Genomic DNA, 24,343 nt, shown 5'->3' with positions numbered 1-24,343 from the left:
GAAATGAATTAACTTTTATTTTGGAGTGAATTTACATTGAGCCTACCACTTAAAGCAGAAGAAAATATTCAAGCAGAAAATAAAAAATTAACTCGGCAAGAAATTAAAATATTTTCATTATCTGCAATTGGAGGATCGTTAGAATTTTACGACTTTGTCGTTTACATATATTTTGCTTCCATTATGTCAAATCTATTTTTCCAAACGAATTCTCCAGTAACGGGTTTAATTTTATCCTATTCTGTTTTTGCTAGTGGATATTTTGCTCGATTATTAGGGGGCATTGTTTTTAGTCATTTTGGTGATAAAAAAGGAAGGAAAAACTCCTTTGCATTAACGGTTTTTTTAATGGCATTACCTACCTTTATAATAGGTTGTCTTCCAACATATTCTCAAATTGGTATATTTGCTCCTATTTTACTTGTTTTATGTCGATTTATACAAGGACTTGCTATAGGTGGAGAAATACCTTGTTCTTTAACTTTTATTTATGAACATGCGCAAAAATCAAACAGAGGACTTTCTTGTGGGGCACTTTTCTGTGGAGTTACATTTGGAACGTTTTTAGGATCATTTGTTGGTTTTATTCTTACAAAATTTATGCATGAAGAATCATTAAATTCTTGGGGATGGAGAATTCCCTTTTTAATAGGTGGGGTTTTAGGACTTATTGCTGTTTACTTAAGAGGGTTTTTAAATGAAACCCCTGTTTTTAAAAAAATGAAAAATGAAGTTGTAAAAATACCATTAAAAGAAGTATTTCAGTCACATAAATTAACTATTATACAAACAACAACAGGTCTATGGGTTGTTGCTGTTGCTGTTTCTTTATTTTTATTGTATTTACCTAATTATTTAAAAACATATTATTTCTTTCAATCTGAAGATATTTTAAGAATAAATTCTATAGCGGTATTATTATATTCTATTTTAACTCTCTGTTTTGGAATTGTATGCGATAAAATTGGTCCCAAAAAAGTATTAAATTTTTCTTGTATCTTATTTATTTTGTTTTCTTATCCTGTCTTTTTAAATTTTTCTCAAAATAACTTTTTATCCATTTATTTATGTTATTTATTAGCAAGCATTGCTACTTCAGCTGCTACAGCTTCCTCTATGTATTTGCTTATCCAATCATTTCCAGCCAAAATTAGATATTCAGGGGCTTCGTTTAGTTATAATTTAGCTTTTGCAATTTTTGGTGGATTAACTCCACTTATAGTAACTTCTTTAATCGAAAAAACAGGTTCCACTATTTCTCCAGCTTATTTTATTATTTTTGTATCTATAATCGCCCTCTTATTTAGCTTATTTAAGCCTTATAAGCAATATGATTAATAAATTTTTTAAATTATAAATTTATTTTAATTAAATAAAAATATGTTTAAATTTGTTTCTTTAATCCTATTTTTATTCATTTTTTTTACTAATTTGAATAAATTTGACATTATAATAATTTAGTTCTATTTAGAAGTTGAGGATAAAAGTATTATTTTACCTATAATATGAATTTTTGTTTTATATGCTAAAAATTTTGGAAAATTTATGAAAATATTATTTATGAGGATTATTTTAACAATTATATTATTTTATGCAGGATTATGTCATGCTTCTATAAAACAAAATATTTCTTTTCAAAATGAAATTAGAGTAAAAGAAAATAAAGACTTCATTTTATCTACTTCTGTATACTGCAATAATTTTTTTGTAGAATCAAATCAAGAGTATAATAATTTTTTAATGAAATCTAAATATTTTGATAAAAAAAATTGTAAAATAATTATAAATGGTATTATTTACTACGATTATCATTCATGTTCACAATATATTTTAAGTCCCAAAAAAGAGGAGCTTGAAATTTCATTTAATGAAAGAAAAAATAATAAACTTAAAGAATATTCTTATTTTGATGATCAAAATAATCTAAAAAGTATCCTTGTGTTAGCTAATATAGATCAATTTCATAAAATTAAATTAAAATTATATTCATGTCTTAATTCGTTATAATAGAATTTTAACTTTTTGGTGGATATTTTTTTAATTTTCTTTGTAAACTTTGTCTATGAAGTCCAAGTCTTTTTGCTGCGGAAGTAATATTACCATTACATTCAGATAAAATATATTCAATATACTCTCTTTCATGCCTAGCAAGACTTGGTGCTACAGGTATAAATGTGGCATTAGTATTTTTTTTATTTTCTGTTTCAATAAACTCTTCTTCAAATAATGCTTTTTCTAATTGCTGCATATTAGCAGGCTTTGCAAGATAATTGATAGCGCCTTTTTTAATTGCTTTAACAGCAGTAGCTAAACTCGGATATCCAGTTAGCATAACAATCCTACAAAAAGGAGATATTTGTTGAATTAATTCAACGCATTTTATGCCATTATCATTTTTTAATCTTAAATCAACGATAGCATAGTCTATATTTGTTTTTGGTATTTGGTTCATTGATTCAATTGGAATAACTTCAAAACCTTTATCTTCAAATTCAAGCGCTAATGATGAACGAAAATCCTCGTTGTCTTCAATTATTAAAATTTTCTTTTTTGTCATATTATGCTCCCTCTTTATAGACAGGAATTTGAAATTGAGCACATGCTCCTTCTCCGTTAATATTGTCAGATAAAATTAATTTTCCTCCAACAGCAGAAGCAAAAGTAAATCCATTATATAAACCAAGGCCAACTCCATTTTCTTTGGTAGTTACAAATGGTTTTCCAGCATATTTTTTAACAATTTGAGGCCAACCTATCCCGTTATCTTTTACAATTAAATGTATAAAATCATCTTTTTTAAATAATTCAACGATTATAAAAATATTTTTATTTGATTCGGAGATTTTACTTGCTTGTTCTGCATTATCTAATAGATCTATAAATGCTTTTGTAAAAGCAAGTATAGGAATGTAACAGCTTATTTTTTTTACATTTGAATTTAAATTATAATGTATCAATTTTTCTTTAGAAGACCAGCTTAAAATAATTTTGTTTACAATTTCTGAAATATTTACGACTTCAAAGTTTGTTTCATCCTCAGATAAAGTTTTTGTATGCATTTGTTTAATTGCATTTTCACATTGGAGAATTGCTTTAAGTATTACTTTAATATCATCATTTTCTTCTAAATTGTTTTTTCTTATGAGTCGAGAGGATCTTAGTTTTATTGTATTTAATGGTGTTGCAAACTCATGAGAAAAACCAGCAGAAATAGCTCCCAATGCCCTTAATTTATCTATGCGATTATTATCTTCTAAAAGTTTTTCCGAATATTTTTTTTGCGAACTAAGAGAATATGAAAGCCAATGAGTTATTAAAAATAAAAGACTACTTACAATTAATTGAGCTGGTAACAGGAACCTTGTGTTCATTGGATATATAGAAAATGCAGGAGGTGTAAATGTAGGATAATGTAAAAATAACACACATAAAATAGCGTAAATAAAAAATAAAAGTGCTGAAAATCCTTTTAATAAAATAGAACCTAAAATAATATTAAGAAAAATAATTTGAACAAAAGGATTCCAAACTCCTCCTGTAATTACAAATAAAAATGTAATTGCACTTAAATCACAAATTAGCTGAAAAAATACAATATTTAATGAAATATTTATAATTTTTTTGGTTATATAATAAGTGCATAAATTTAGAATGATAAGATTTATAAGTGTAACAATATACAGAGCGATAAAAGAATCTGCTATCCATTCCAGCTTAATTTCTAAATAAAGAGTGATTAATAAGCCTAATATTGCTAGCCAGCGGAGGCGTATAAGCCAAAATAATTTTGTTCTATTTTCATCAGGAAAACGATTTCCTAAAAAGTATTTTTTTATTTTTTTATGTAAATCAATAAATAACATTATAAAGCCACTCTTTGTTTAAATAACAATAGGATATTTTTATCCTAGTTCTTTTTAGCTTACCTAAACAATTTTACCAAGTGGGAAAAGGCTCTTTTCAGTTGGGTGCAGTAATTTGTTGCGGTGAATTTTATTTTGTTGCTTTCCTTTTTTCAATTTGAAAGTTAGATAATTGGGGAATGTTGTTTTGTGAAAGATTTTTTGGAGGAAACAAATGACAAAAATTTCGAAAATTATATTAATTTTAGGGATTTTAATTGGAATTGTTGGAATTGTTTTAGTATATTTAAAAAACAAACAAAAGCCATTAGATTATGAATATACTATGAAGACCTCATCTATAGATAAAAACTCGGGTAAGGTACTGGATGTAGGACCCTCTATTACATCAAAATATTTAGGAACATTGCAATTTAAGACAAAACCAAACTCTAAAAATATGGCACAAGCTTTATTATGTGTTGAGCAATATAAAAATGTAGAAAAAGTAGACTTATATATGCCAGATATGGGTCATGGCAGTCAACCTCCTACGGTAAATCAAGCCTCTCTACCTTCAAATTTACAAAGCCAAGCTTCCGAAGGAATTGGATTTGGCTGTTTAAGTCTTGAAAATATGCAGCTTTTTATGACTGGTTTATGGCAAGTGCGCTTATTTTATAAAGATGGAACGGTCGGGTTATTTGATTTTCAAATATTAGAATGATTTATTTTAAGGCATTATCAATATCATAAATAAGATCTTCTGCGTTTTCTATACCTACCGATAAACGAATCAGTCCTTCTGAAATTCCAGCAATCTTTTTAGCTTCAGCCGACATTGAAGCATGAGTCATACTATAAGGGTGTGCAATTAAGCTTTCTACCCCTCCTAATGATTCAGCTAGAGAAAAGTGATTTAATTTAGAAATAAAAGTTTTCATATTTTCAAAATCTAAATTTAATTCAAAACTCAACATAGCTCCAAAGCCTTTTTGCTGTTTTTTTGCGACATGATGGTTTTCATGAGTAGTTAATCCAGGGTAATATATTTTTGTTACTTCCTTTTGGCTACTTAAATATTCAGCAATACGAATAGCATTATCTTGTTGTTTTGTTACTCTTACTTCAAGTGTTCTTAAGCCGCGTAATGTTAACCAGCTATCAAATACAGAACCTGTTACGCCTGTCGCATTCGCCCACCACATTAATTCATCTGATTTTTCTTTAGAATTGGCAACAACACAACCTCCAATAATATCACTATGACCATTAATGTATTTTGTAGTTGAATGTAATACATAATCAGAGCCTAAAGAGATTGGATTTTGTAATAAGGGAGATAAAAATGTATTGTCTGTTATTACTTGAGCGTCTACTTTATGAGCAAGAGAACAAATTTTTTCAATATCAACAATTCTTAAAAGAGGGTTACTTGGTGTTTCTATCCAAACTTGTTTTGGTTTTAACTTTAATGCAGCCTCTAATTCTTCGGTATTATTTAAATCTAAAAATAAAACTTTTAAATGTTCTTTTTGAGAAAGAGCATTTAATATGCGCCAAGTCCCTCCATAACAATCATGGGGTGCAATGACTAGATCTCCTGGTTTTAGCAATTGTAGAAGAAGATTAACTGCGGATAAACCAGATGAAGTAACAACAGATCCGCTTCCTCCTTCAATGTCACTTAAGGTATTTGCAAGCACGGATCTTGTCGGATTACCGCTTCTTGAATAATCATATTCTCTTCGTTCTCCTAGGTCTTCAAAAGTATAATTTGCAGATAAATATATGGGAGGAATAACAGAGCCAAATTGTTTATCGAATTCAATTCCCGATCTTACTTTTTTTGTTGTGTTGCTAATATGCATTTTGTTTCTCCTTAAATTTTTTTTGTTCTTCGAAAATGATTTGAAATAAATTTGATATTTTTAATGTTTCATTTAAATAAGAATCATGACCATAAATAGAATCTATTTCATAAACAATATTTTTAATATTTAACTCGTAAGAAAGTTTTTTGATTTGAGTTAATGGAATAATTTGATCAGATGTGCATCCGATAAATATAATATCATTATCTTTAATATAAAAAGGATTCACTTTATGGCTATTTATTGATTTTGATAGATTTAAAAACTTTTGTGATGAAAACTTTGATGAAAATTCTTTTCCTTTTTTATCTAGATAATTTACAATTGGATTTGTATCATCTAAAAATCGAGTATTTAATTCTTCTGTGCTTCTGTAAGTAATAATTCCAAGTTTTCTTGCTGTTTCTAAAGCTTCTTTTTCATTTTTTGTTCCTATGTTTAATTCTACAATTTTTTGTTGAATGCATCTTAATGCATAAGATTGTGGTAAACTTTCAGAAGCTGCTCCAAGAATAATGATTTTATTTGCTAATTTTTGCGAGATACAAGCAATTGCTAGAGCTACCATTCCTCCATAAGAGTAACCAATAAATGATTCTATTTTTTTTATTTTTAAATAATCTAATAAGAAAATGATTGCTTTTGCCTGATCAAAAGTAGTTACACCATCATAGTCTAAATAATCCATACTAATTATACAGTATTTATTTAAATCTATTGATTTATCTTTCCCAACTATGTTTTCCCACCATCCTTTCTCAAAATTAAAAGAAGAAGAAGCTACGTGTTTTGATGCAGATATGCCACCTAAAATAAATTTAATGGGACCATTTATGTTTCCATTTATTTCAAAAAGAATTTCATAATTTTTATTATCACTAAAATAGGGGGCAATAAGTTGTGTTTTACCAACCCCTTCTTTTAATAAAGAATATGGGTACATATTTATTATCTCTATATTGTAAATTGTTTAAATTTTAGTTAGATTTTGTTTAAAGTGTAAGCGCGTTTAAGTCTTCCATAATTGCTTGCGCTGTTCCTTTAGGTCCAATTCCATCCCCCTTAAAAATAAGTTCTGAATTATTTTTAAGGTGATATTGGTAAGTAACGCTATATGGTGTTGTGCATAAAGGTGATTTTAAATCTACTTCATCATAGGAAACTTTTAAAGTTCCATCAATATTTGCTTTTCCTAATAATCTTGTTGTTTTTCCTTTTTGCTTTCTATAGCGAATAAGTTCTGGGTCTATCGTATTTATATGTTGACGATTGATCTTTTCAATTTGATATTTATATCCAAAAACAGCTTTTCCTACAATTGATATTTTAGTTAAAGCATCTGTTCCATCTAAGTCAAAAGTAGGATCAGATTCTAAAAAACCATTTGCTCTTGCTCTTTGAATTCCTTCTTCTAATGTGTAGCCATTTTCAATATCTTCTATGAGTGAAGTTGTTGTTGCATTTCCTACAACAGAGATGGCAAAACATTCATTCCTTAGTGTATCTAAATTTTGAATTAAATTTTTTCCCGTTCCTGCAAGAGCAGCATTGATTCCTATTTTACCAGGGTATTCTGTTAAAAGTTGATCAATTCCATAAAATAAACTATCTTTTGCTGCTAATAAAATAAAATTTCCATTTTTTAAAATATTTTGAGATCGATTAAAACTAATTTCTGAATTTTGTATGCTTGTAGATGTAGTATCTATATATATTTCGTTAGAGTTTTTAACTGAGTTAAGTTCATAAATATCATTTATAAGTTTATAATTAGATAATGGGGCTTTATCAATTTCTTTAATCTTTAAAATTTCATTTATATTTAGTCCGCAGATATTATATAGGGTTTGTTTTGAATCTGTTACCGATATTACTTTATATTTTTTTTGATTTAAAATAGATAAAAAAGCGCATCCAACTTTGCCTGCTCCTAGTAAATGTATTGGTTTTAAATGTGTTGAAAATATACTTAATACCACGATCTAACCTCCTATTTTTCAAAATAATAAATTTATTTATTTCGGCGAAAATGCAGAAATAATAAAAACATAAAATTTTCGTGTGATTAGTCGATGAAATGAGATTAGGCGAAGATGCGTCGTTATTATATAACTAAAAATATATAAAGCCGCGCATTGATCTCATCTTTCGTTTAACCACATTTGGTTTCCGTAGGAATTGGCACCTTTCTTTATGAGATTTAGAAACATAAAGTGGTTGCCCCAGCATCTTTGGGCCTGTCCCTCAGCTGGTCTTGATGAGTCAAGATAAATAAAATCTACTGTAAAATTAAATTAGTGTCAATTACACAAAAAATGAAAATTGTTTTTATAACTTTGCAATAGCAACATACATTGCAATAGATGCGGTATTTGATAAATTTAAACTTCTGACACCTCGATTAAACATGGGAATTGTAACCTTATGTGCTCTCTTTTTTTCTATTTCTTTATTCATGATTTCATTTGGTATGCCAAATGTTTCTGCGCCAAAAACTAAAAGATCTCCGGGTAAAAATTGAAACTCCATTGGACTTTGCAAGCCACCTGTTTCAATAAATATGATTCTTCTTTTATTTCGAGTCAGAATAAAATCATCCCAACTTTTGTGTAAGTAAACATTCACATGTTCCCAATAGTCGAGACCCGCTCTTCTTAAAGCTTTTTCTGTAATATGGAATCCCATAGGCTCTATCAAATGTAAAGTACAAGAAAAAGCAGCACACATGCGCGCAATTGTGCCTGTGTTTGGAGGAATTTGGGGACAATATAAAACAACTTCAGGATGAAATTTTAGTAATTCATTTCTGCATAATGGCTCCAAATATCCTGCTTTATCAAAAGTAAGTTTTGGTTTTTTATTTAATATAATATCTTCTTGTAATAAAAGACTCTCACCTAATTTATATACAAGTTTACCAGTATATTCATTTTGAGGGCTCTCCTGTGTCATTCTCTAAATCCTCTAGTTCTTTATCAAGGGAATCAAGCATTCCAGACATCATTTTTAAAACTTCAGATAAGCCTATTTTTTTATCTGAACTTGTTGTCACGATTTGACTTGGGTGAAGCGCCAATTTTTTAGCATGCAGTTCCCTGATTTCGTGCCATTTGCTTTTGTGAATTTTATCGCACTTTGTTTGAATGGCGATTACTTTTAAGCCCAAGTTTTGGAGCCATCTTGATAAGTTTTCGTCTTCTGGCTGAACTTCTCTTCTTATATCAATTAAAATAAATATAGCAAAAAGACCTTCTCTTCCTTCAAAAAAAGCTTGCATGCCTTTTTCCCAATGGGCTTGAGTGGCGTGAGAAGATTCTGCGTAACCATAGCCTGGTAAATCAACAAGAAAAAATTCTCCTTTTTCTGCTGAAAATAAATTTATGGTTTGAGTTCTTCCAGGAGTATTACTTACTCGAGCAAGTTGTTTTTGACCTGCTAAGTAATTTAATAAAGAACTTTTTCCAACATTACTCCTTCCTACAAGTGCAAATTCTGGGGCTGAAGATGCAGGTAAGTCCTCGTTTTTTAGACCGGAACAAACAAATTCAACCCTTAGGGGGGTTTTCTTTTCTGACAGAGACAATATAAAATCTTGTTTTGGTAGTTTAATCTCGCGCATGGGGAGTTTTCCCTTTCCCAAGGTTGCGTTTTACGAAGGGCAAGACTACATACAAACAGCGGGTGATTCCAAGTGTCTTTTAGGATATTTTTAGGATTAATGTCACTGGAGGAAAAATTTTAATGTCTACAAATTATGATTTGATTGTTATTGGAAGTGGTCCAGCTGGTTATGAAGGTGCTATCTATGCAACTCAGTTGGGAATGAAAGTTGCTATTATTGAAAAAGATCAGACACTTGGTGGTACATGTTTAAATGTAGGATGTATTCCAGCGAAATCTATGCTCCAATCTGCTCTTATGTTGGATAAAGCCAAAAAATTTGCAAGTTATGGAGTTAAAATTGCGGGAGCAGAAAATCCTGAGCTTGATTTTCCTCAAGTGAACAAACGTCGTGATGAAATTGTAAAGACGATGACTGGTGGCGTTAGTTTTTTAATGAAAAAAAACAAAGTCGATGTCATTCGTGGTTTTGGAACAATTACTGGAAAAGGACAAATTGAAGTCACTTCCGATGGAAAAAAAACAAGTTACACTTGTAAAAACATTTTAATTGCAACGGGAAGCCGCGCACGTCATTTACCACATATTAAAGTTGATGGTAAAAATATTGTGACCTCCGAAGAAATTTGGGCGTGGGATAAAGTTCCTGAAACAATGGCTGTTTTAGGTGGCGGTGTGATTGGCTGTGAGTTTGCTTCTGCCTATGGTCGTTACGGATCTAAAGTAACAATTCTAGAAATGGCAGATCAAATTTGCCCAACCGAAGATCATGAAACAGCAGCAGAGCTAACAAAAGCGCTTAAAAAACAAAATTGCGAAGTATTGACGAGCACTAAAACAAAATCAATTACAGCTAAAGGTAATAAAGTAGAAGTTGTTATTGAAGGGGAAAGTTCTCCTCGCGTATTTGATAAAGTGTTATTAAGTGTAGGCCGCGCACCAAATGTGGAAAATATAGGACTTGAAAAAGTAGGTGTGAAGTTAGACGAACGTGGATTCATTGCGGTAGATCTAAAAACATATCAAACATCTATCGCTGGTATTTACGCTGTAGGTGATGTCATTCCAACACCACAATTAGCTCATACGGGATCTGCTGAAGCTCTTTATGCTGTAGACATTATTGCTGGCAAAAAACGTCATCCAATCAATTATCTTACAAATCCAGCAGCTATTTATACTTATCCAGAAATTTCTAGTATTGGTTATACAGAAAATGCTCTTAAAAAAGCAGGACGTGCTTATAAAACAGCAAAATTTCCTTTCACAGCAAATGCAAAAGCACGCATAGATGACATTGCGGATGGTTTTGTTAAAATCATTATCGATCCAAAATATGGAGAAGTCCTTGGTGTTCATATTGTAAATACAAAAGCGAGCGAAATGATTGCTGAGTTTGCATTAGGTAACAACTTGGAAATGACAATTGAAGAGCTTGCTCATTCTATTCATCCTCATCCAACTGTTTCTGAAGTAATAAAAGAAGCAGCTCATGCGGTTATGGGTCATCCAATTAATATGTGATATGTTAGTTTTTCTTTTAAAACTGATAAAAAAAAGGATATTTGAAATATGGCAACTCAGAATGTACTTATGCCACAAATGGGGGAATCTATCCAAGAGGGTACTTTAACTCGCTGGCATAAAAAACTTGGTGATAAAGTACAACGCGAAGAAATTTTATTTGAAATCTCTACAGATAAAGTAGATACGGAAATCCCTTCGCCTGTAAGTGGCGTACTTGTTCAAATTCTTGCAAAAGAAGGTGAAACAGTAAATGTAAATTCCATAGTTGCTATCATTGATGATGCTGCTGCTCCTGGATCGGTTGCACAAGCTCCTGCTCCTGAAAAAGCATCCGCACCAGCTGTGGCTGCACCTGTTCAAGTTGCGCAAGATTCTTCATCTGCAAGTAACGAATCTTCTTCTAAAGTATTTGCCAGTCCCTTAGCTCGTAAAATGGCGGAAGAGCATGCAGTTGATCTTTCTAAAGTTCAAGGCTCGGGTGAAGGAAATAAAATAGTTAAAAACGATATCTTAGCTGCATTAGAAGGTGGAAAACCTGTTTCACCATTAGTTGCTTCTGCCGCAGCAGCAGCTTCTGCACCTGCTGTTAAATCGACACCTGATCATATGAAATCCACTGGAGGCTCTGCTGAAGGTGTTATTGATGGTGTTCGTGTTAGTCGTGTTCCTTTAAGTGGTATGCGCAAAAAAATTGCAGAACATATGGTTATGAGTAAAAGAACCAGTCCACATGTTACTTCTGTAATTGAAATTGATTTACAAAAAATTGTGGACATTCGTGCAAAGTTTAAAGATAAATTTGAAGCCGCAAATGGGTTTAAATTAACTTTTATGCCTTTCTTTTTGCATGCTGTTATTGAAGGAATTAAAGCTGTTCCAATTGTAAATGCAAGTGTTGATGGGGACGCTATTCTTTACAAAAAAGATATCAATTTAGGATGTGCCGTTGCTCTTGATTGGGGTCTTATTGTTCCTGTAATAAAAAATTCCAGTGAACGTAGTTTTGTAGGTTTAGGACGTGAATTAAATAATTTAGCAGAAAAAGCACGTAATAAAAAACTTGCTCCAGAAGACGTTCGTGGTGGTACTTTCTCTATTAGTAATTACGGCGGATTTGGTACTGTAATTGGGCAACCAATTATTAACCAGCCACAAGTTGCTATTTTTGGTATTGGTGCTATGCAGAAAAAACCAGTTGTTATAAATGATGCCATTGCAATCCGCACAATGTGTTATTGTGTATTATCTTTTGACCATCGTGTTATTGATGGTTCAGATAGTGGTAAATTTTTAAGTACAGTAAAAAATGTAATTGAAAATTGGAATATCCCTGTTATGTAGAGCATGCATTCTAATTCATAACATGACCCAAAGGATTTCCTTTGGGTTTTCCTTTAGGAATATAAATGAAAATGCCTTTCATAAATTTGAAACAAAATCTCGTTTTATTTTCAGGATTATTACTTTCTTTACCTTCATATGCAAATCAAAAAATATGTATGGTATTAGATCGTGGTGGCAAAGATGACAAATCTTTTAACCAATCCGCAGTAGCTGGTTTTCAGCAAGCTTTAGATTCTTTATCTATATCTAAAGAAAGTAAGTTTTTAGAAACTCGTTCCGACGAGCAAATTCAAAACTTTTTAAGAAGTTTTTCTGTAGATCCAAATTGTAAATTAATTATTTCTGTAGGTTTTAATCCTTCTGGGTATGTTAAAAATTTAGCAGAAAAATATTCAGAAAAAAAATATTTAACAATAGATAGTGAAGTGGTTTCTTCGAAAAAAAATGTAAGATCTGCTTTGTTTAGAGAAGATCAAGGTTCCTTTATTATGGGCAGTATTGCTGCCATGAAATCCCATTCAAAAAAAATAGGCATTATTGGAGGAATGGAAATTCCTATGATGAAACGTTTTGCTTTAGCTTATACGGCGGGAGCTAAATATATTTCTCCAAAAATAGAAGTTTACAATAGTATTATTGGCACGACCCCAGATGCATGGAATAATCCTTCAAAAGCGAAAGAGATTGCACTTTCTCAATTTCACAATGGTGTCGATGTTATTTTTCAAGTTGCTGGACCATCTGGAGCAGGTATTTTTGATGCTACTAGACAGCTAAATAGTTTGAAGGATAATGAAAAAAAATACTTTGCTATTGGTGTCGATTCCAATCAAAATGATATGGTACCTGGAATGGTTTTAACAAGCATGGTAAAACATGTTGATATCGCTGTTTACATGGCTATTAAAGATTTAGTCGAAGGCAAATTTACAGCTGAGGCTAAATACTATGATCTAAGAAATGGTGGCATAGATTGGGCATATGATAAATTCAATAGATCATTGTTTAGTGGTTTTGAAATTCGAAAAATTAATAAAATTCGTTCAGAAATTATAGACGGAAAAATTAAAGTACCAGATTATTATGAAATAGCTAAGAAAGATAATAAAAAGATTTAAATTACGGAGTATTTTCATGACTAATTTTTTTTCTTACTTGTTACTTTCTTTGTTTGTTTTAGTCTCAAATATCTATGCTTCAAATAAAAATCAAAAAAAACAGGAACTAAAAATTTGTGTTTCTGGTGGTTATATCCCTTATAAAATTAAATTAACAAATGGTAATTGGGATGGTTTTGATGTTTCTATTATGAAAGATTTTGCCAATTATTTAAATAAAACTCCTGTTTTTGTAGATGTTGAATGGGCAAGCATTATTCCATCTTTAGTTTCTTTTAAATGTGATATGATATCAGTGGGTCTTGTTGTTACACCAGAAAGACTTAAAGTAGTAAGTTTTGGAAATATTGTCTATGAAAATGAACTTGTGTTAGCAATGCAAAATATAAATAATAATAATTTAAATTATAAATCACTTCAAGACTTAGTAAGAGATAATAAAGTAATTTCAGTGGCGGCAGGAACAAGTTCTGCTTTATATGCAGCTCGAGAAAAGTTAAATATTATGACGTATAATGGATTTGATGCACCCATTAATGCTTTATTAACAAATAAAGTGGATGCTGTCTTATTTGAAATTCATTATTTAAATGCAATGCCTGAAAATATTTCATCTAAAATTTTTATTTTACCTGAAAAAGTTCATATTGAAAAAGTATCTGCCGCATTTAGAAAAGATGAGAAAAAGCTTAAAAAAGAATTTAATCAATTTGTAAAAAAATGGTCTAAAACAAATAATTTAAAAATTTATGAAGAAAAATATTTTGTAAATGATAAAGAAAAACAAAAATTTTAAAAAACTATATTGAGCCAATCTTCTTTAGTCATTATATAAATATTTGTATCTTCATAGTGGTCATAAAGCCATTCATTTTTAATTTTCATTTCTTGTAATTTGAAATGGAGTTTTTTAGCAATAGCATTGCTTGACGTATTTTTTATTGCACAAGAAATTTTGATTTTTTCTAATTTTAAATTTTCAAAACCATATGAAATAAGTTGTTTGCAAGAGTTAGTTATTATTCCTTTACCTTGGTGATCTTTGTCTAACCAATATCCAATTATTGCTAGTTTTAAAGAATCATTGATTGAATTAAATGAAATCGTTCCCACAATATTTTTATTATAAATAATTGCTAACGATAATTCATCTTTCGTTTGATAGCCCAAAATACTTTTTTGAATATAAGAAGTACTATCCTCAAGCGTTTTATTATGATCTAGCCAAGGAAGCCATTGCCTTAGATAACTTCTATTTTTTTCAATTAAATTAAAAAGTACAGGCGCATCATTTAAACTTAAATATTTTAATTGAGTTTCTTCATTGATTTTTAAAAAGATACTTTCATTCATAGCGAAATCACCTCTATGAATCATTAATATAAGAAAATATAAATTAAAAGATTTATTTTAAATATTTTTTAAATATTTTATTGTAATTATCTGATTTTTTTAGTTTATCTAATTCAGAGTTATAATTATTTAAAACATCATAGATATTTTTGTATTGGCTAGTGCTAAATTTCGATTTTTTTGAAAAAACTTGAAAATAATCTTTTTTAAATAAAGTATAATTATAATATGTAATATTTTTATATTTAGACGTTTTTGAAGAATAAATGCCAATTAATTTGTCTTGAGGATAAAGACTAATCTTATTTTCTGATAGTTTTCTCATGTTTTCTTCATGATTGTGACTCACTTCAATTAATGAGTTATATTTTTTATTTTCTTTATCAATCCAAGGGAATGATTCCCAAAAATCTTTATTATAGGTATTGCCTCTTGAAATTCCAATTTTTAATTTGTACTTTTTAACGTCATCATAGCTCTCAATTTTATAAAGATTTTTTGTTTCTACGTTAGTAAAAAATACAAAATTGGATTCCCAAATTGGAAATTTAGGGTATAAAATAAAATTTTCTCTTTCCGAATTTTTTGAAACTTTTAGAGAAGCATCAAAAGTACCAGCGTTTAATCCAAATTCGCATTTAGCCCATGGTATGATTTCAATTTTGTATTTTATATTTAATTTTTTAAAGATAATTTCTATGATTTCTACTTCAATTCCTCCGCTGGCAACTCCTATTTCCATATTTCCTTCAATATAGGGAGGAGAAACTCCTGAGCAAATTCTTAAAATTTCGGAGGCGTATAGATTCTCTAAATGAAAAAAAAGAATAATGTATATAAATTTTGTATAAAATAGTTTAATCATAAAAAACTTTTCCAATTATTTATAAATTATTTTTAAATATATCAATATTTTTTTTAGTTTTATTAATTCAAGGTCGTATCTTTTAATAAAATTATAATGAGTAATATTTTTAACACCTAAATTTTTGGCTATATAAATGCCAGTTGTTTTATCCATTGGATAACTTTCTGGGTCTTTTGAAGTCTGAAGAGCCAAGTCATATAAACCTTCTTTTAGCTCAAATAGATATTTAGACCAAGGCATTAATTTAATTTCATAATTGATATTTAATTTTTTTAATATGTAGTCCATTATTTCAATATCAATGCCTCCATTTATACAGGCTGAAGTCACTGCAGAACTTATTTTAAAAGTAGATAAAGAAAAAATATTTAAATGAATCAGTAATAATGAAAAGTAAATAAAAAATTTCATGTTTATCTCTTAAGATTTATTTTGACTTGGCATTTAAATGTTTTTTAAAAATATTTTCGTAGCTTTTTGTTTTTTTAAATTTAATTAATTCTAAGTCATAAATTTTCATTAATTCAGTGATATTTTGATATTTATCAGAGGAAAATTTAGATTTTTTTGAAAAAACATTATAATAATATTTTTTAAATAACACAAAATCATAATAAGTTATATTAGATAAATATAGATTTTTTGCAGTATAAATTCCAATTGATTTATCTTGTGGATAAAGTTGAATTCGGTTAGCGGAAAGTTTTTTTAAATTACTTTCTACATTGACTGATGGTTCTATTAAAGGATGATATTGTTGAGCAGCTTTATCAACCCAAGGAAATGCTTTCCAAAAATCTGCGTTATAAGAGTTTTCATGAATAACTCCAATTGTCAATTTATATTTTTTAATATCATCATAACTATTAATTTTATATTTTCTTTTAACTTCCGAATTTGTAAATAAAACAAAAACCGTTTCCCAAACCCAATTTTCTGGGTAATAAAGAAATTTTTCTCTATCAGGATTTTTTGATACTTTAATTCCTACATCTACTACACCTGCATCCATTGATAATTCACAACGTGCCCAAGGCATTTCTTCAATCGTATATTCAATTCCAAGCTTATTAAAAATGGAAATAAATATATCTATATCAATACCATTGACTTCACCTGTTTCGCGATTGGATTCTACATAAGGGGGGCTTTGTTCTGTACAAACACGAAGTGTATTCGAAGAATAAGCATAATAAGAATTTAATAGAAAAAATAAGATAATTAATTTTTTAAAATATAATTTCATTTATTAAAACCTATAAAAATTTTACACTTCGCTAATTTTAATTTAGATTTTAATAAATGACAAGGTCAAAAAAATTTATAAAAAATAGATTACATTTTTAGAGGGGAAGGAATACCAAGTAGTTTTAATCCTTCAAAAATCATAGTTTTTGTTATTTTTACTAAAGACAAACGAGTGTTTTTTATATTACCTTCTGCACTTTTAATTGGGCAGTTTTCATAAAAACGGTTAAAACTTTTTGCAAGATCATAAAGGTAATTTGCAATTAAAGAGGGTCTATTTTGGTTTGCAGCTTGCAAGGCAAAATCATTAAATCTTGAAATTAAAAATACAAGCTCTTGTTCGTTTTTATCTGAAATCTCAAAAGTAAATGGATGAGATGGTGCCCCAATTTTTTCTAATATACTTGAACAACGAGCATGAACATATTGTAAATAAGGTCCCGTTTCTCCATCTAAACGAAGCCACTCTTCAAGAGAAAAATTAATTTGGGTGTTGTTATCTACCCGAAGCATTCCATATTTAAGAGCACCTATTGTGATATTTCTAGCAGTTACCTCAATATCTTGATCGCTCCATTGGCCTCTGTAACGCTCTAAATAGTCTTTAGTTACCTTTTCTTCCATTTTATTTTTAAGATCCAAAAGTTGGAGACCATTTAATTGACGGGAACTAAATGGTTTTCCTTCTTCTGTATTTACAGTTTCATAAGATAAATGGACAGATTTTGAGGCTTGTGGGTAACCCATAAGTTCTGCAATTTTAAAAAGCTGTTGAAAGTGTAATTTTTGTCTTGAATCAACAATATATATTGATTTTGTTACTTCTGGATCTGAAAATTTTCTCATGATTAAATCAATGTCTTTTGTAAGATACAAACCATTTCCATCAGATTTTAAAAGCATAGCAAAACCGAGTTTCCATTGGCTTAAATCTAGACCAATTGCTCCATTATCTTTAACAAAAAATCCTTCTTCGTATTTCTTTTTTACAATAGCTTTAGATGAAGCTTCGCATTCACTTTCAAAATACCAAACATCAAAATAAGAATTTAACCACTTGTAAACATTTCTGAGTTCTTCAAGGCTCCATTCCCTCGTTTCTTTCCAAAGTTCATAATATTTTCCAGAAGAATTGTTTAATTGTTTTAAAATTTCAGAAATATGATTTTTAACTTCAGCTTCTTGCTCTGTTCCTTTAGTTGCTTTAAAGGCGTCATCTGCTTCAGCATACATTTGACCAAGCCAACGAGTTTTGTCTTTTGTTGGTAATTCTTTTTCGGTTGGGTGGGTTAGATACCAAATAATTTTTGCAACATGGGTCCCTACATCACCAGGATAGGTGGCGCGAACTACTTTATTGCCAACATAATCTAATAAATTTGAAACCGCATCTCCTAAAACAAGACAACGTAAATGACCAACGTGCATTGCTTTGTGGGTATTAGATTGTGAATATTCTACAACTATTTTGTCTATTTCATAGCTATCTAATAATTTGCGTGAAAAGTATTCTCTAGAGGAAATGTCTTTATCTAAATCTTGAGCTAAATTTTTAAAGTTACAATGAAAGTTTAAATAGGCATTAATACAATCTATTTTTAATATAAATTTTTTATTTTTTTGATTTATTTTTTCAGATAATTCTTGGGCTATTTTATTTGGAGCTTGTTTAAAATTTTTTGCAAAAGGAAAACAGGGCAAAGCGGCTTGTCCAAACGAAAAATCTGGGGGAACGGTGAGCATGTTGTAAATATCTATCGCTTTTAAGCTGAAATCAAGATTTAATTCTTTGCTCATCCTCAAAAGTTCATTCTGGATGAGGTCAGAGATTTCTTTTTTAAAAGGATCATGTGCAGTAGTCATTGTTCACCAATATAAGAAGTTATTTAAAATAATGAGATTTCACCTAGATAAGCCTACTCAATGGCAGCAATCAAGGTTGTAATACCAGCCAAGCTATTTCAAATTGCTCTTTATGTCTATAATTTACAAAGTATTACGGAAGAAAATAGCCAAGTAAATTTCTTGTAGCATGGCTAAGTATAGTAGAAATAACAATTACTTTCGTTGGTGTTTCATTATTGTGGCTAATATTATTTTTAAAACTAAAAATAATCAATGTGATGTACTAGTTTGATATAAAAAGAAGTCTTTGGCTTTTGAGCAAAGACTTCCCATGTTTTAATAAAATTATTTTGCTATGGATTCTAATTCACATTCTTCATAAAAAAAGTTTTCAGGTAATTTTCTATTAAAATTAGAGTAACCCAAGTTTTTAAAGTAAATATCTTTAAGTCTTTCCATTTTATTAATTTGGTTAGAATTTAAATTAACTACATTACAAATTTCATCGGGATAAATTCCTGAGTCAATGTCATTAATTTTATTAATATTAAAATAAATTGCCATTTTTAAATTGTATTTTTTTAAGTTTTCTTGTTTTTCTATCCATTTAAAAGCATCTTTTATCCAATTATGTTTCCTTATATTGTCTTCACCTTTATCTGTCTTTGCTGTTGTTCCAAACTCACAAATGGATAAAGGTTTTTTAGAAATTTTTCTTATTCTTTTCATAGCAGGTTCAAAAATATCTGCAAATGATACCCAATCCCCTTTGCCTCCCCAATTATATCCGTCGACACCATTCCAATCTATAAAATCATCTCCAGGGAAATATTCTTCAAAAGGTCTAGTATTTAAATCAATACTGTTTGGAGAAAATATAAAAAGAACTCGATCTTTATTTAATCCTCTGTCTCTAAAAAATTTAAAAACATAACACCACATTTTTTTGAAATCACTTGGGTTTGAATAAAGTCTATAATGAATATTCATTTCATGCGCAAAACGAATAAGAATTTTTGGTTTTCCAAAATTAAGATTTGGTGTTGTATTTGATAAATAATTTAATATCGCTGTGCAACAACGCTCTAGGTAGTTATCAAACTTACCAGTATAAATTTTTTTGCAAATATCTTTTGGAGTTGGTTCTATATTACTAGTTGAAGGATACCAAGTGATGAGAGGAATTTTTCCTGAGTTCCAAATTGTTGTAGGTATTGTTGTAAAAAATGGAACAACCATGTCAGGATCTTTTCTATAATCAAACATAGAAAAGTACTGAATTACGTCGTGACGATAATTCATATATTTTTCAAAACATTCAATGTTGTCAATAAAATTTGCTTTTGTTTCGTTACAAATTCCAGTAATAATATTTTGCTTAGAAAAATCATTTGCGTTTGCTTCAAAAAAATCAAATTTCGTCAAACCATAAAGCAAAGGTCCATACATTGCAGATTTCAAAATTTTTCTTCTGTCCATAAACAAATTCCTTTTTAATAATTTATCAAGAGAATTATAAAATACGAAAATTTTTAAATTGAAAAAAATTTCGTTTTCTCTGGACATAAATATATTCAAATTTTTAATAAATATTTAGATTTGTTTTCAAAAAATTGACTTTATTTAATTTAATGTTTGAAATGATAATGAATTATAAGTTTTTTATTAAATTAAAATTTTCATATACAGTTGTTTTTTTATGAAAAAAATAACTAGAATTAATAATCAAATCGCACAACTTCATTAACGGTTTCAACTGGAATAATAAAAAAGGGTCGTTCTGATTTATCTAATAATTTTAAAATATGTTCTTTTTCCATTTGATAGTTTCTTAAGGGAACATATATTTTCTCGAACCCTAATTTTTGTGCTTCTTGAATGCGGGATAATGCATGATTTACCATGCGGACTTCTCCAGATAAACTTACTTCTCCAAAATATGCTGTTTTTGAAGGCAACGATTTGTTAAATAAACTCGATGCAACAGCGGCTGCTGTTGCAAGATCGATAGCGGTCTCATAAATTTTAAACCCGCCTGTTACATTAGCGTAGATATCTAAGTTGGATAAATATAAACCAGCTCGTTTTTCAAGCACAGCTAATAATATTGTAAAACGATTGGTGTCAAATCCGGTCGCAAGTCTTCTAGGAGAGGCAAAAGAGGTCTTACCAACTAAAACTTGAACTTCTATAAGGATGGGTCTAGTTCCTTCCATGCTTACTGATATAGCAGCACCTTCGCATTCTTTTTTATTTTCATCTAAAAAAACAGCACTTGGGTTTGGGATATCGATTAATCCATGCCCTTGCATTGCAAAAACACCAATTTCACCAGTGGATCCAAAACGATTTTTATGAGCTCTTAATATGCGGTAACCGCTATTGCTATCTCCTTCAAGGTGCATAACGGTATCAACTAAGTGCTCAAGAACTTTAGGTCCTGCTATGGCTCCATCTTTTGTAACGTGCCCAATGACAAATGTAGAAATATTTTGTCCTTTTGCCGTTTGCATAATTAAATTTGCACATTCCCTTATTTGACTTACGTTCCCAGGGCTTCCAGGCAATTCAGGATTGTAAACAGTTTGTATGGAATCTACGACGAGAACGTGTGGCTTTGTTTGCTTTGCAGCTTCAAGAATAGCGTGGATATTGGTTTCATTTGTAACTAAAATATTCATATGAAGAGAACCAAGTCGTTCTGCTCTTAATTTTATTTGAGTACAACTTTCTTCACCGCTTGCATAAAGAACTTTATAGCCCCTTTGAGCTAATCCATTTAATGCCTGCAATAGAAGAGTCGATTTTCCAATTCCGGGATCACCGCTTAATAATACAAGACTTCCAATAACGAGGCCGCCTCCTAAAACCCGATCGAGTTCGGGAACGCCACAAAAAACTCTTCTTTCTTCTTTTTCTTGTATTTTAGGTAAAGGAAAAACCTCGGCTTTGTTACCATGTTGGTAATGGGTATTTTGAGATTTAGTTACGGTTTCTTCGTGTATGGAATTCCAAGCTTCACAATCAGGGCATTTGCCTAACCATTTAGGATGAATGGAGCCACAAGAAGAACAAATAAAAATTTGTTTAAGTGAATTTTTCATTTTTTTATATTTCCGTAATTAAAAGCTTTTCTCAAAGCATCCTAAAACTTCATAGTGAATGGTATGACCAAAAGAATCGAATAAACTCAAATTCTTTATTTTAAAGCCACCCTCGAGTAATACTCTCGTATCACGTGCAAAACTAGCAGGATCACAAGCAAGGTAAAGAACAAGAGATTTTTTACTACAAACTTCAACAATTTTTTGCATGGTAGCAATTCCGCATCCTGATCTTGGTGGATCAAGAATAATGATAGAAGCACCTTGGAATACGTCTGGATTTTTAATTTTATTTTGAAACTGGTTTTCAATAAAAAGCTCTACATCTTGAACAACACCTTTAATAGGAAAGTTTTTATGGTTATAATTTAGGGAGTCAATTGCTTCTTTAATTCCTTCCACACCAATACATTCTATTTCAACTTGATGCCTTTTAGCAGAAAAATAAGGAATAGAAGTAAAGACTCCAGCTCCCGAATATAAATCCCAGGCCGTTATTTTATTTAATTTATTTGCATTTTTTTCAAGGAATTGATCAATATTATCTTTTATGTGCTCATAATAATATTTTATACAATCAATATGAGGTTGAACAAAACTTTGTTTTTTTAATTTAAATCTTGGTAATTCCGGGTGTTTTAAATGAATAGATTGTTCATTGTATATTTCAAGATTTTTTTCAAGTATTTTTAAACTATTATCTTTGTTTTTTTGGTTTTCTATAGTCAAATTGGCAACAAAAAGAATAATTTTATCATCATCGCTTTCTGTTACTTCAATCTCGCATTCAAAAAATTTTTCTTGCGATTCTTTAAAAGATTTTATTAAATTATTTTTTATAAAACTAATTTTTTGATTTATTTTTTCAGAAGTTATTAAACATTTTTCAATATTAATTACTTTATTAGAGCTGTTTTGTTTAAAACCTAGATTTTTCCCGTCAAAATGAAAACGAACTCTTCTGCGGTAATGTTCACGTTTTAAAAAAACAATAGAAATCATTTTTTCAGATTCTTTTATAAACGTTTCGTTCCATTTTCCAATTCGTTTTAAGGTTTCAAAAAACCACATTGTTTTATATTCTGTCTGCATATTTTGGGAAATATATTGTAACTGACAACCGCCACATTGAGAATCATAAATACACGGAGGTTCAACTCGATGAGGAGAAGAAGATTCTAGCTTATACAATAAAGCATTTTTATAATTAGATTTTTTTGAAATAATTTCAACTTTTGCTTTTTCATTTGGGAGCATATTCTTTACAAAAACAACAACATTATCTTCACTTCTACCGATTGCTCTGCCATCTGTTGCTAAGGCAAAAGTTTCAATTGTTTCTTTATCAAATTTTTTTGGGTTATTTTGTGTTTGGTTTGATTTATGAAATGATTTTTGTCTATTTCTATTTTTTTGCATTTATTTAACTGTACCTATGATGTAGGTGGGGGCCATGGTTGCGTAAACTTAATAATAATATTCGACTTGCGAATTTGAATTCTAGTTCCTTCCGAAAGCGCTTCTACTTTAGAATTTTTAGCACTTTCTTCTGAAAGATATTTAACATAAGTTGGTTTTTCTTTTTCACTGCCAATATTTTTAGCATGTATAGTTCCTTTATTCATAATAAGTTCGGAACCCGTAATTTTACCTGGGTCTCCTATACACTCTAAATTTCCGTTGGTGACAAGCCTGGAAGCTAGAATTGCCTTTTCTACTTTTATGTTACCCTCAACAATAAAACAACTTGATTGAATAAAAACTGCTTCTAAATTTCCTTGAATACGAATGGCTTTATTTTCATCGCTTGCATTGTTTAACTGGATACCACTTTTTGCAATCACATTTCCTTTTACATGAATCCCAGCTGCTGTCCAAAACTGTTCTACAGTTAAATCGCCTTCCACATTCCAATTTAGATTTCCTTGAAGTTCGCATTTAACAATAACATTGCATGGAAAATCAACTTTATGGTATTGATCGGGGCGTACGTCTTTTACTGTATAAAAATCGAGAAAATCAATTTTGCCGTCACTTTGAATGACTGCTTGACCACCTTTAGCCGATTTAATTTCGCCGTTTTTATCTACCGTAAAATCGTTGTGGGTTGTGATAATCTTTTTTTCCTCTACCTTTTCAGCTCCTACGGGATTTAAATTTGGTAATTCCTGTCCATAAATTGTTTTAGCAAGTGCGGTGTCTGTGGCTTGTTTAATAATACCAAATGGAATACCTGGCCTAACAAGATCTTTGGGAATTGTTGGAGGATTAAGCCATTTTATTGTTGCTGGTTTTGCTGGAGTATAAGGCGTCCCTTTTAAAATAATAAAATTTGTTTCAAAATGCCGTATATTGGAATTTGCACATTTTACTAATTCATCAAATACTTTTTGAGTTGGTTTTATTGCATAACCTAATTTCAAAAGATACGCGCAAAGCTGATCATAATTTAGTTTTGCAACATCTTGTTCAATTTGTGTTTTGCCAGGAATATAGGCTTCCATGCCATCTGGTGAAGCTACTATTTGAAATAATTTTTTAGAAGAAGGAGAAGGCGCTGTTGGACTTTTAGGTGCTGATGTAGAGTTCATTTTTATCT

Annotated in this window: 23 protein-coding genes and 1 riboswitch; of the genes, 7 read left to right on the top strand and 16 right to left on the bottom strand. The window is 29.9% G+C overall.

All coding sequences use genetic code 11. The features are described from left to right. Positions 1–36 precede the first annotated feature (36 nt). Positions 37–1,338, top strand: a complete 1,302-nt coding sequence (locus GCL60_RS03960; protein WP_153418570.1) for an MFS transporter — start codon at positions 37–39, stop codon at positions 1,336–1,338. A gap of 207 nt (positions 1,339–1,545) precedes the next feature. Then, a complete protein-coding gene (locus tag GCL60_RS03955; protein WP_153418569.1) occupies positions 1,546–2,007 on the top strand; it encodes a hypothetical protein in 462 nt (153 codons plus the stop codon). A 7-nt stretch (positions 2,008–2,014) separates the two neighbouring features. On the opposite strand, the gene GCL60_RS03950 is transcribed toward GCL60_RS03955, so the two are convergent. Together GCL60_RS03950 and GCL60_RS03945 are read right to left on the bottom strand one after the other, a co-directional pair. Further along, complete coding sequence (locus GCL60_RS03950) at positions 2,015–2,557, bottom strand: response regulator transcription factor (protein ID WP_153418568.1); 543 nt, start codon at positions 2,555–2,557, stop codon at positions 2,015–2,017. A gap of 1 nt (position 2,558) precedes the next feature. Continuing rightward, positions 2,559–3,863, bottom strand: coding sequence for an ATP-binding protein (locus tag GCL60_RS03945; protein ID WP_153418567.1), 1,305 nt, complete (start codon positions 3,861–3,863; stop codon positions 2,559–2,561). A gap of 214 nt (positions 3,864–4,077) precedes the next feature. Between GCL60_RS03945 and GCL60_RS03940 the strand changes: the two genes are divergently transcribed. Further along, complete coding sequence (locus GCL60_RS03940) at positions 4,078–4,569, top strand: hypothetical protein (RefSeq protein ID WP_153418566.1); 492 nt, start codon at positions 4,078–4,080, stop codon at positions 4,567–4,569. A gap of 1 nt (position 4,570) precedes the next feature. Here GCL60_RS03940 and metB read toward each other — a convergent pair whose 3' ends face one another. The 5 genes from metB to yihA all read right to left on the bottom strand — a co-directional run bounded on the left by metB (position 4,571) and on the right by yihA (position 9,335). Next, positions 4,571–5,713, bottom strand: coding sequence for a cystathionine gamma-synthase (metB, locus tag GCL60_RS03935; RefSeq protein ID WP_153418565.1), 1,143 nt, complete (start codon positions 5,711–5,713; stop codon positions 4,571–4,573). Then, the gene (locus GCL60_RS03930; RefSeq protein WP_153418564.1) at positions 5,703–6,659 is read right to left on the bottom strand and encodes an alpha/beta fold hydrolase; all 957 of its coding nucleotides are present in this window, start codon (positions 6,657–6,659) and stop codon (positions 5,703–5,705) included. The genes metB and GCL60_RS03930 overlap by 11 nt, the downstream gene beginning before the upstream one ends. 49 nt (positions 6,660–6,708) lie before the next feature. Then, positions 6,709–7,695, bottom strand: a complete 987-nt coding sequence (locus GCL60_RS03925) for a hypothetical protein (RefSeq protein WP_153418563.1) — start codon at positions 7,693–7,695, stop codon at positions 6,709–6,711. Between the two features lie 159 nt (positions 7,696–7,854). After that, positions 7,855–7,980: riboswitch (SAM riboswitch) on the bottom strand. A 64-nt stretch (positions 7,981–8,044) separates the two neighbouring features. Next, positions 8,045–8,668 (bottom strand): tRNA (cytidine(34)-2'-O)-methyltransferase, encoded by a 624-nt coding sequence (locus GCL60_RS03920; protein WP_153418562.1) that lies wholly within the window; start codon positions 8,666–8,668, stop codon positions 8,045–8,047. Then, positions 8,643–9,335 carry a ribosome biogenesis GTP-binding protein YihA/YsxC gene (yihA, locus tag GCL60_RS03915; protein WP_153418561.1) on the bottom strand — a complete coding sequence of 231 codons (693 nt, stop codon included), beginning with the start codon at positions 9,333–9,335 and terminating at the stop codon, positions 8,643–8,645. Before yihA ends, GCL60_RS03920 begins: the two co-directional genes overlap by 26 nt. Before the next feature lie 122 nt (positions 9,336–9,457). Here yihA and lpdA point away from each other — a divergent pair, with 122 nt between their 5' ends. The 4 genes from lpdA (at position 9,458) to GCL60_RS03895 (ending at position 14,122) form a co-directional block, all read left to right on the top strand. Next, positions 9,458–10,861 carry a dihydrolipoyl dehydrogenase gene (lpdA, locus tag GCL60_RS03910; RefSeq protein ID WP_153418560.1) on the top strand — a complete coding sequence of 468 codons (1,404 nt, stop codon included), beginning with the start codon at positions 9,458–9,460 and terminating at the stop codon, positions 10,859–10,861. Between the two features lie 48 nt (positions 10,862–10,909). Continuing rightward, positions 10,910–12,205, top strand: a complete 1,296-nt coding sequence (locus tag GCL60_RS03905; RefSeq protein WP_153418559.1) for a dihydrolipoamide acetyltransferase family protein — start codon at positions 10,910–10,912, stop codon at positions 12,203–12,205. 65 nt (positions 12,206–12,270) lie between these two features. After that, on the top strand, positions 12,271–13,326 hold the full coding sequence (locus GCL60_RS03900) for a BMP family lipoprotein (RefSeq protein WP_153418558.1): 1,056 nt from the start codon (positions 12,271–12,273) through the stop codon (positions 13,324–13,326). A 16-nt stretch (positions 13,327–13,342) separates the two neighbouring features. Next, positions 13,343–14,122 carry a substrate-binding periplasmic protein gene (locus GCL60_RS03895; protein ID WP_153418557.1) on the top strand — a complete coding sequence of 260 codons (780 nt, stop codon included), beginning with the start codon at positions 13,343–13,345 and terminating at the stop codon, positions 14,120–14,122. Here the strand turns inward: GCL60_RS03895 and GCL60_RS03890 are convergent. The 9 genes from GCL60_RS03890 to GCL60_RS03850 all read right to left on the bottom strand — a co-directional run bounded on the left by GCL60_RS03890 (position 14,119) and on the right by GCL60_RS03850 (position 24,335). Then, the gene (locus GCL60_RS03890) at positions 14,119–14,679 is read right to left on the bottom strand and encodes a GNAT family N-acetyltransferase (protein ID WP_161998063.1); all 561 of its coding nucleotides are present in this window, start codon (positions 14,677–14,679) and stop codon (positions 14,119–14,121) included. The genes GCL60_RS03895 and GCL60_RS03890 overlap by 4 nt on opposite strands. Before the next feature lie 52 nt (positions 14,680–14,731). Continuing rightward, entirely contained in the window at positions 14,732–15,544 is an 813-nt protein-coding gene (locus GCL60_RS03885) for a substrate-binding periplasmic protein (protein WP_153418555.1), read from the bottom strand. A 15-nt stretch (positions 15,545–15,559) separates the two neighbouring features. Beyond that, complete coding sequence (locus tag GCL60_RS03880) at positions 15,560–15,958, bottom strand: type 2 periplasmic-binding domain-containing protein (protein ID WP_153418554.1); 399 nt, start codon at positions 15,956–15,958, stop codon at positions 15,560–15,562. A gap of 16 nt (positions 15,959–15,974) precedes the next feature. Beyond that, positions 15,975–16,793, bottom strand: coding sequence for a substrate-binding periplasmic protein (locus GCL60_RS03875; protein ID WP_153418553.1), 819 nt, complete (start codon positions 16,791–16,793; stop codon positions 15,975–15,977). A gap of 89 nt (positions 16,794–16,882) precedes the next feature. Continuing rightward, the gene (gene argS / locus GCL60_RS03870) at positions 16,883–18,658 is read right to left on the bottom strand and encodes an arginine--tRNA ligase (protein ID WP_153418552.1); all 1,776 of its coding nucleotides are present in this window, start codon (positions 18,656–18,658) and stop codon (positions 16,883–16,885) included. A gap of 327 nt (positions 18,659–18,985) precedes the next feature. Then, complete coding sequence (locus GCL60_RS03865) at positions 18,986–20,119, bottom strand: glycoside hydrolase family 26 protein (RefSeq protein WP_161998062.1); 1,134 nt, start codon at positions 20,117–20,119, stop codon at positions 18,986–18,988. 239 nt (positions 20,120–20,358) lie between these two features. Continuing rightward, positions 20,359–21,744 carry a DNA repair protein RadA gene (gene radA / locus GCL60_RS03860; RefSeq protein WP_153418550.1) on the bottom strand — a complete coding sequence of 462 codons (1,386 nt, stop codon included), beginning with the start codon at positions 21,742–21,744 and terminating at the stop codon, positions 20,359–20,361. Between the two features lie 18 nt (positions 21,745–21,762). Beyond that, on the bottom strand, positions 21,763–23,163 hold the full coding sequence (locus tag GCL60_RS03855; RefSeq protein ID WP_153418549.1) for a class I SAM-dependent RNA methyltransferase: 1,401 nt from the start codon (positions 23,161–23,163) through the stop codon (positions 21,763–21,765). A gap of 14 nt (positions 23,164–23,177) precedes the next feature. Then, on the bottom strand, positions 23,178–24,335 hold the full coding sequence (locus tag GCL60_RS03850; RefSeq protein ID WP_153418548.1) for a FapA family protein: 1,158 nt from the start codon (positions 24,333–24,335) through the stop codon (positions 23,178–23,180). Positions 24,336–24,343 lie beyond the last annotated feature (8 nt).

Origin of the sequence: Silvanigrella paludirubra (assembly GCF_009208775.1) — a bacterium.
Lineage (GTDB): Bacteria > Bdellovibrionota_B > Oligoflexia > Silvanigrellales > Silvanigrellaceae > Silvanigrella > Silvanigrella paludirubra.
This window is presented reverse-complemented; position numbering and strand designations above follow the sequence as displayed.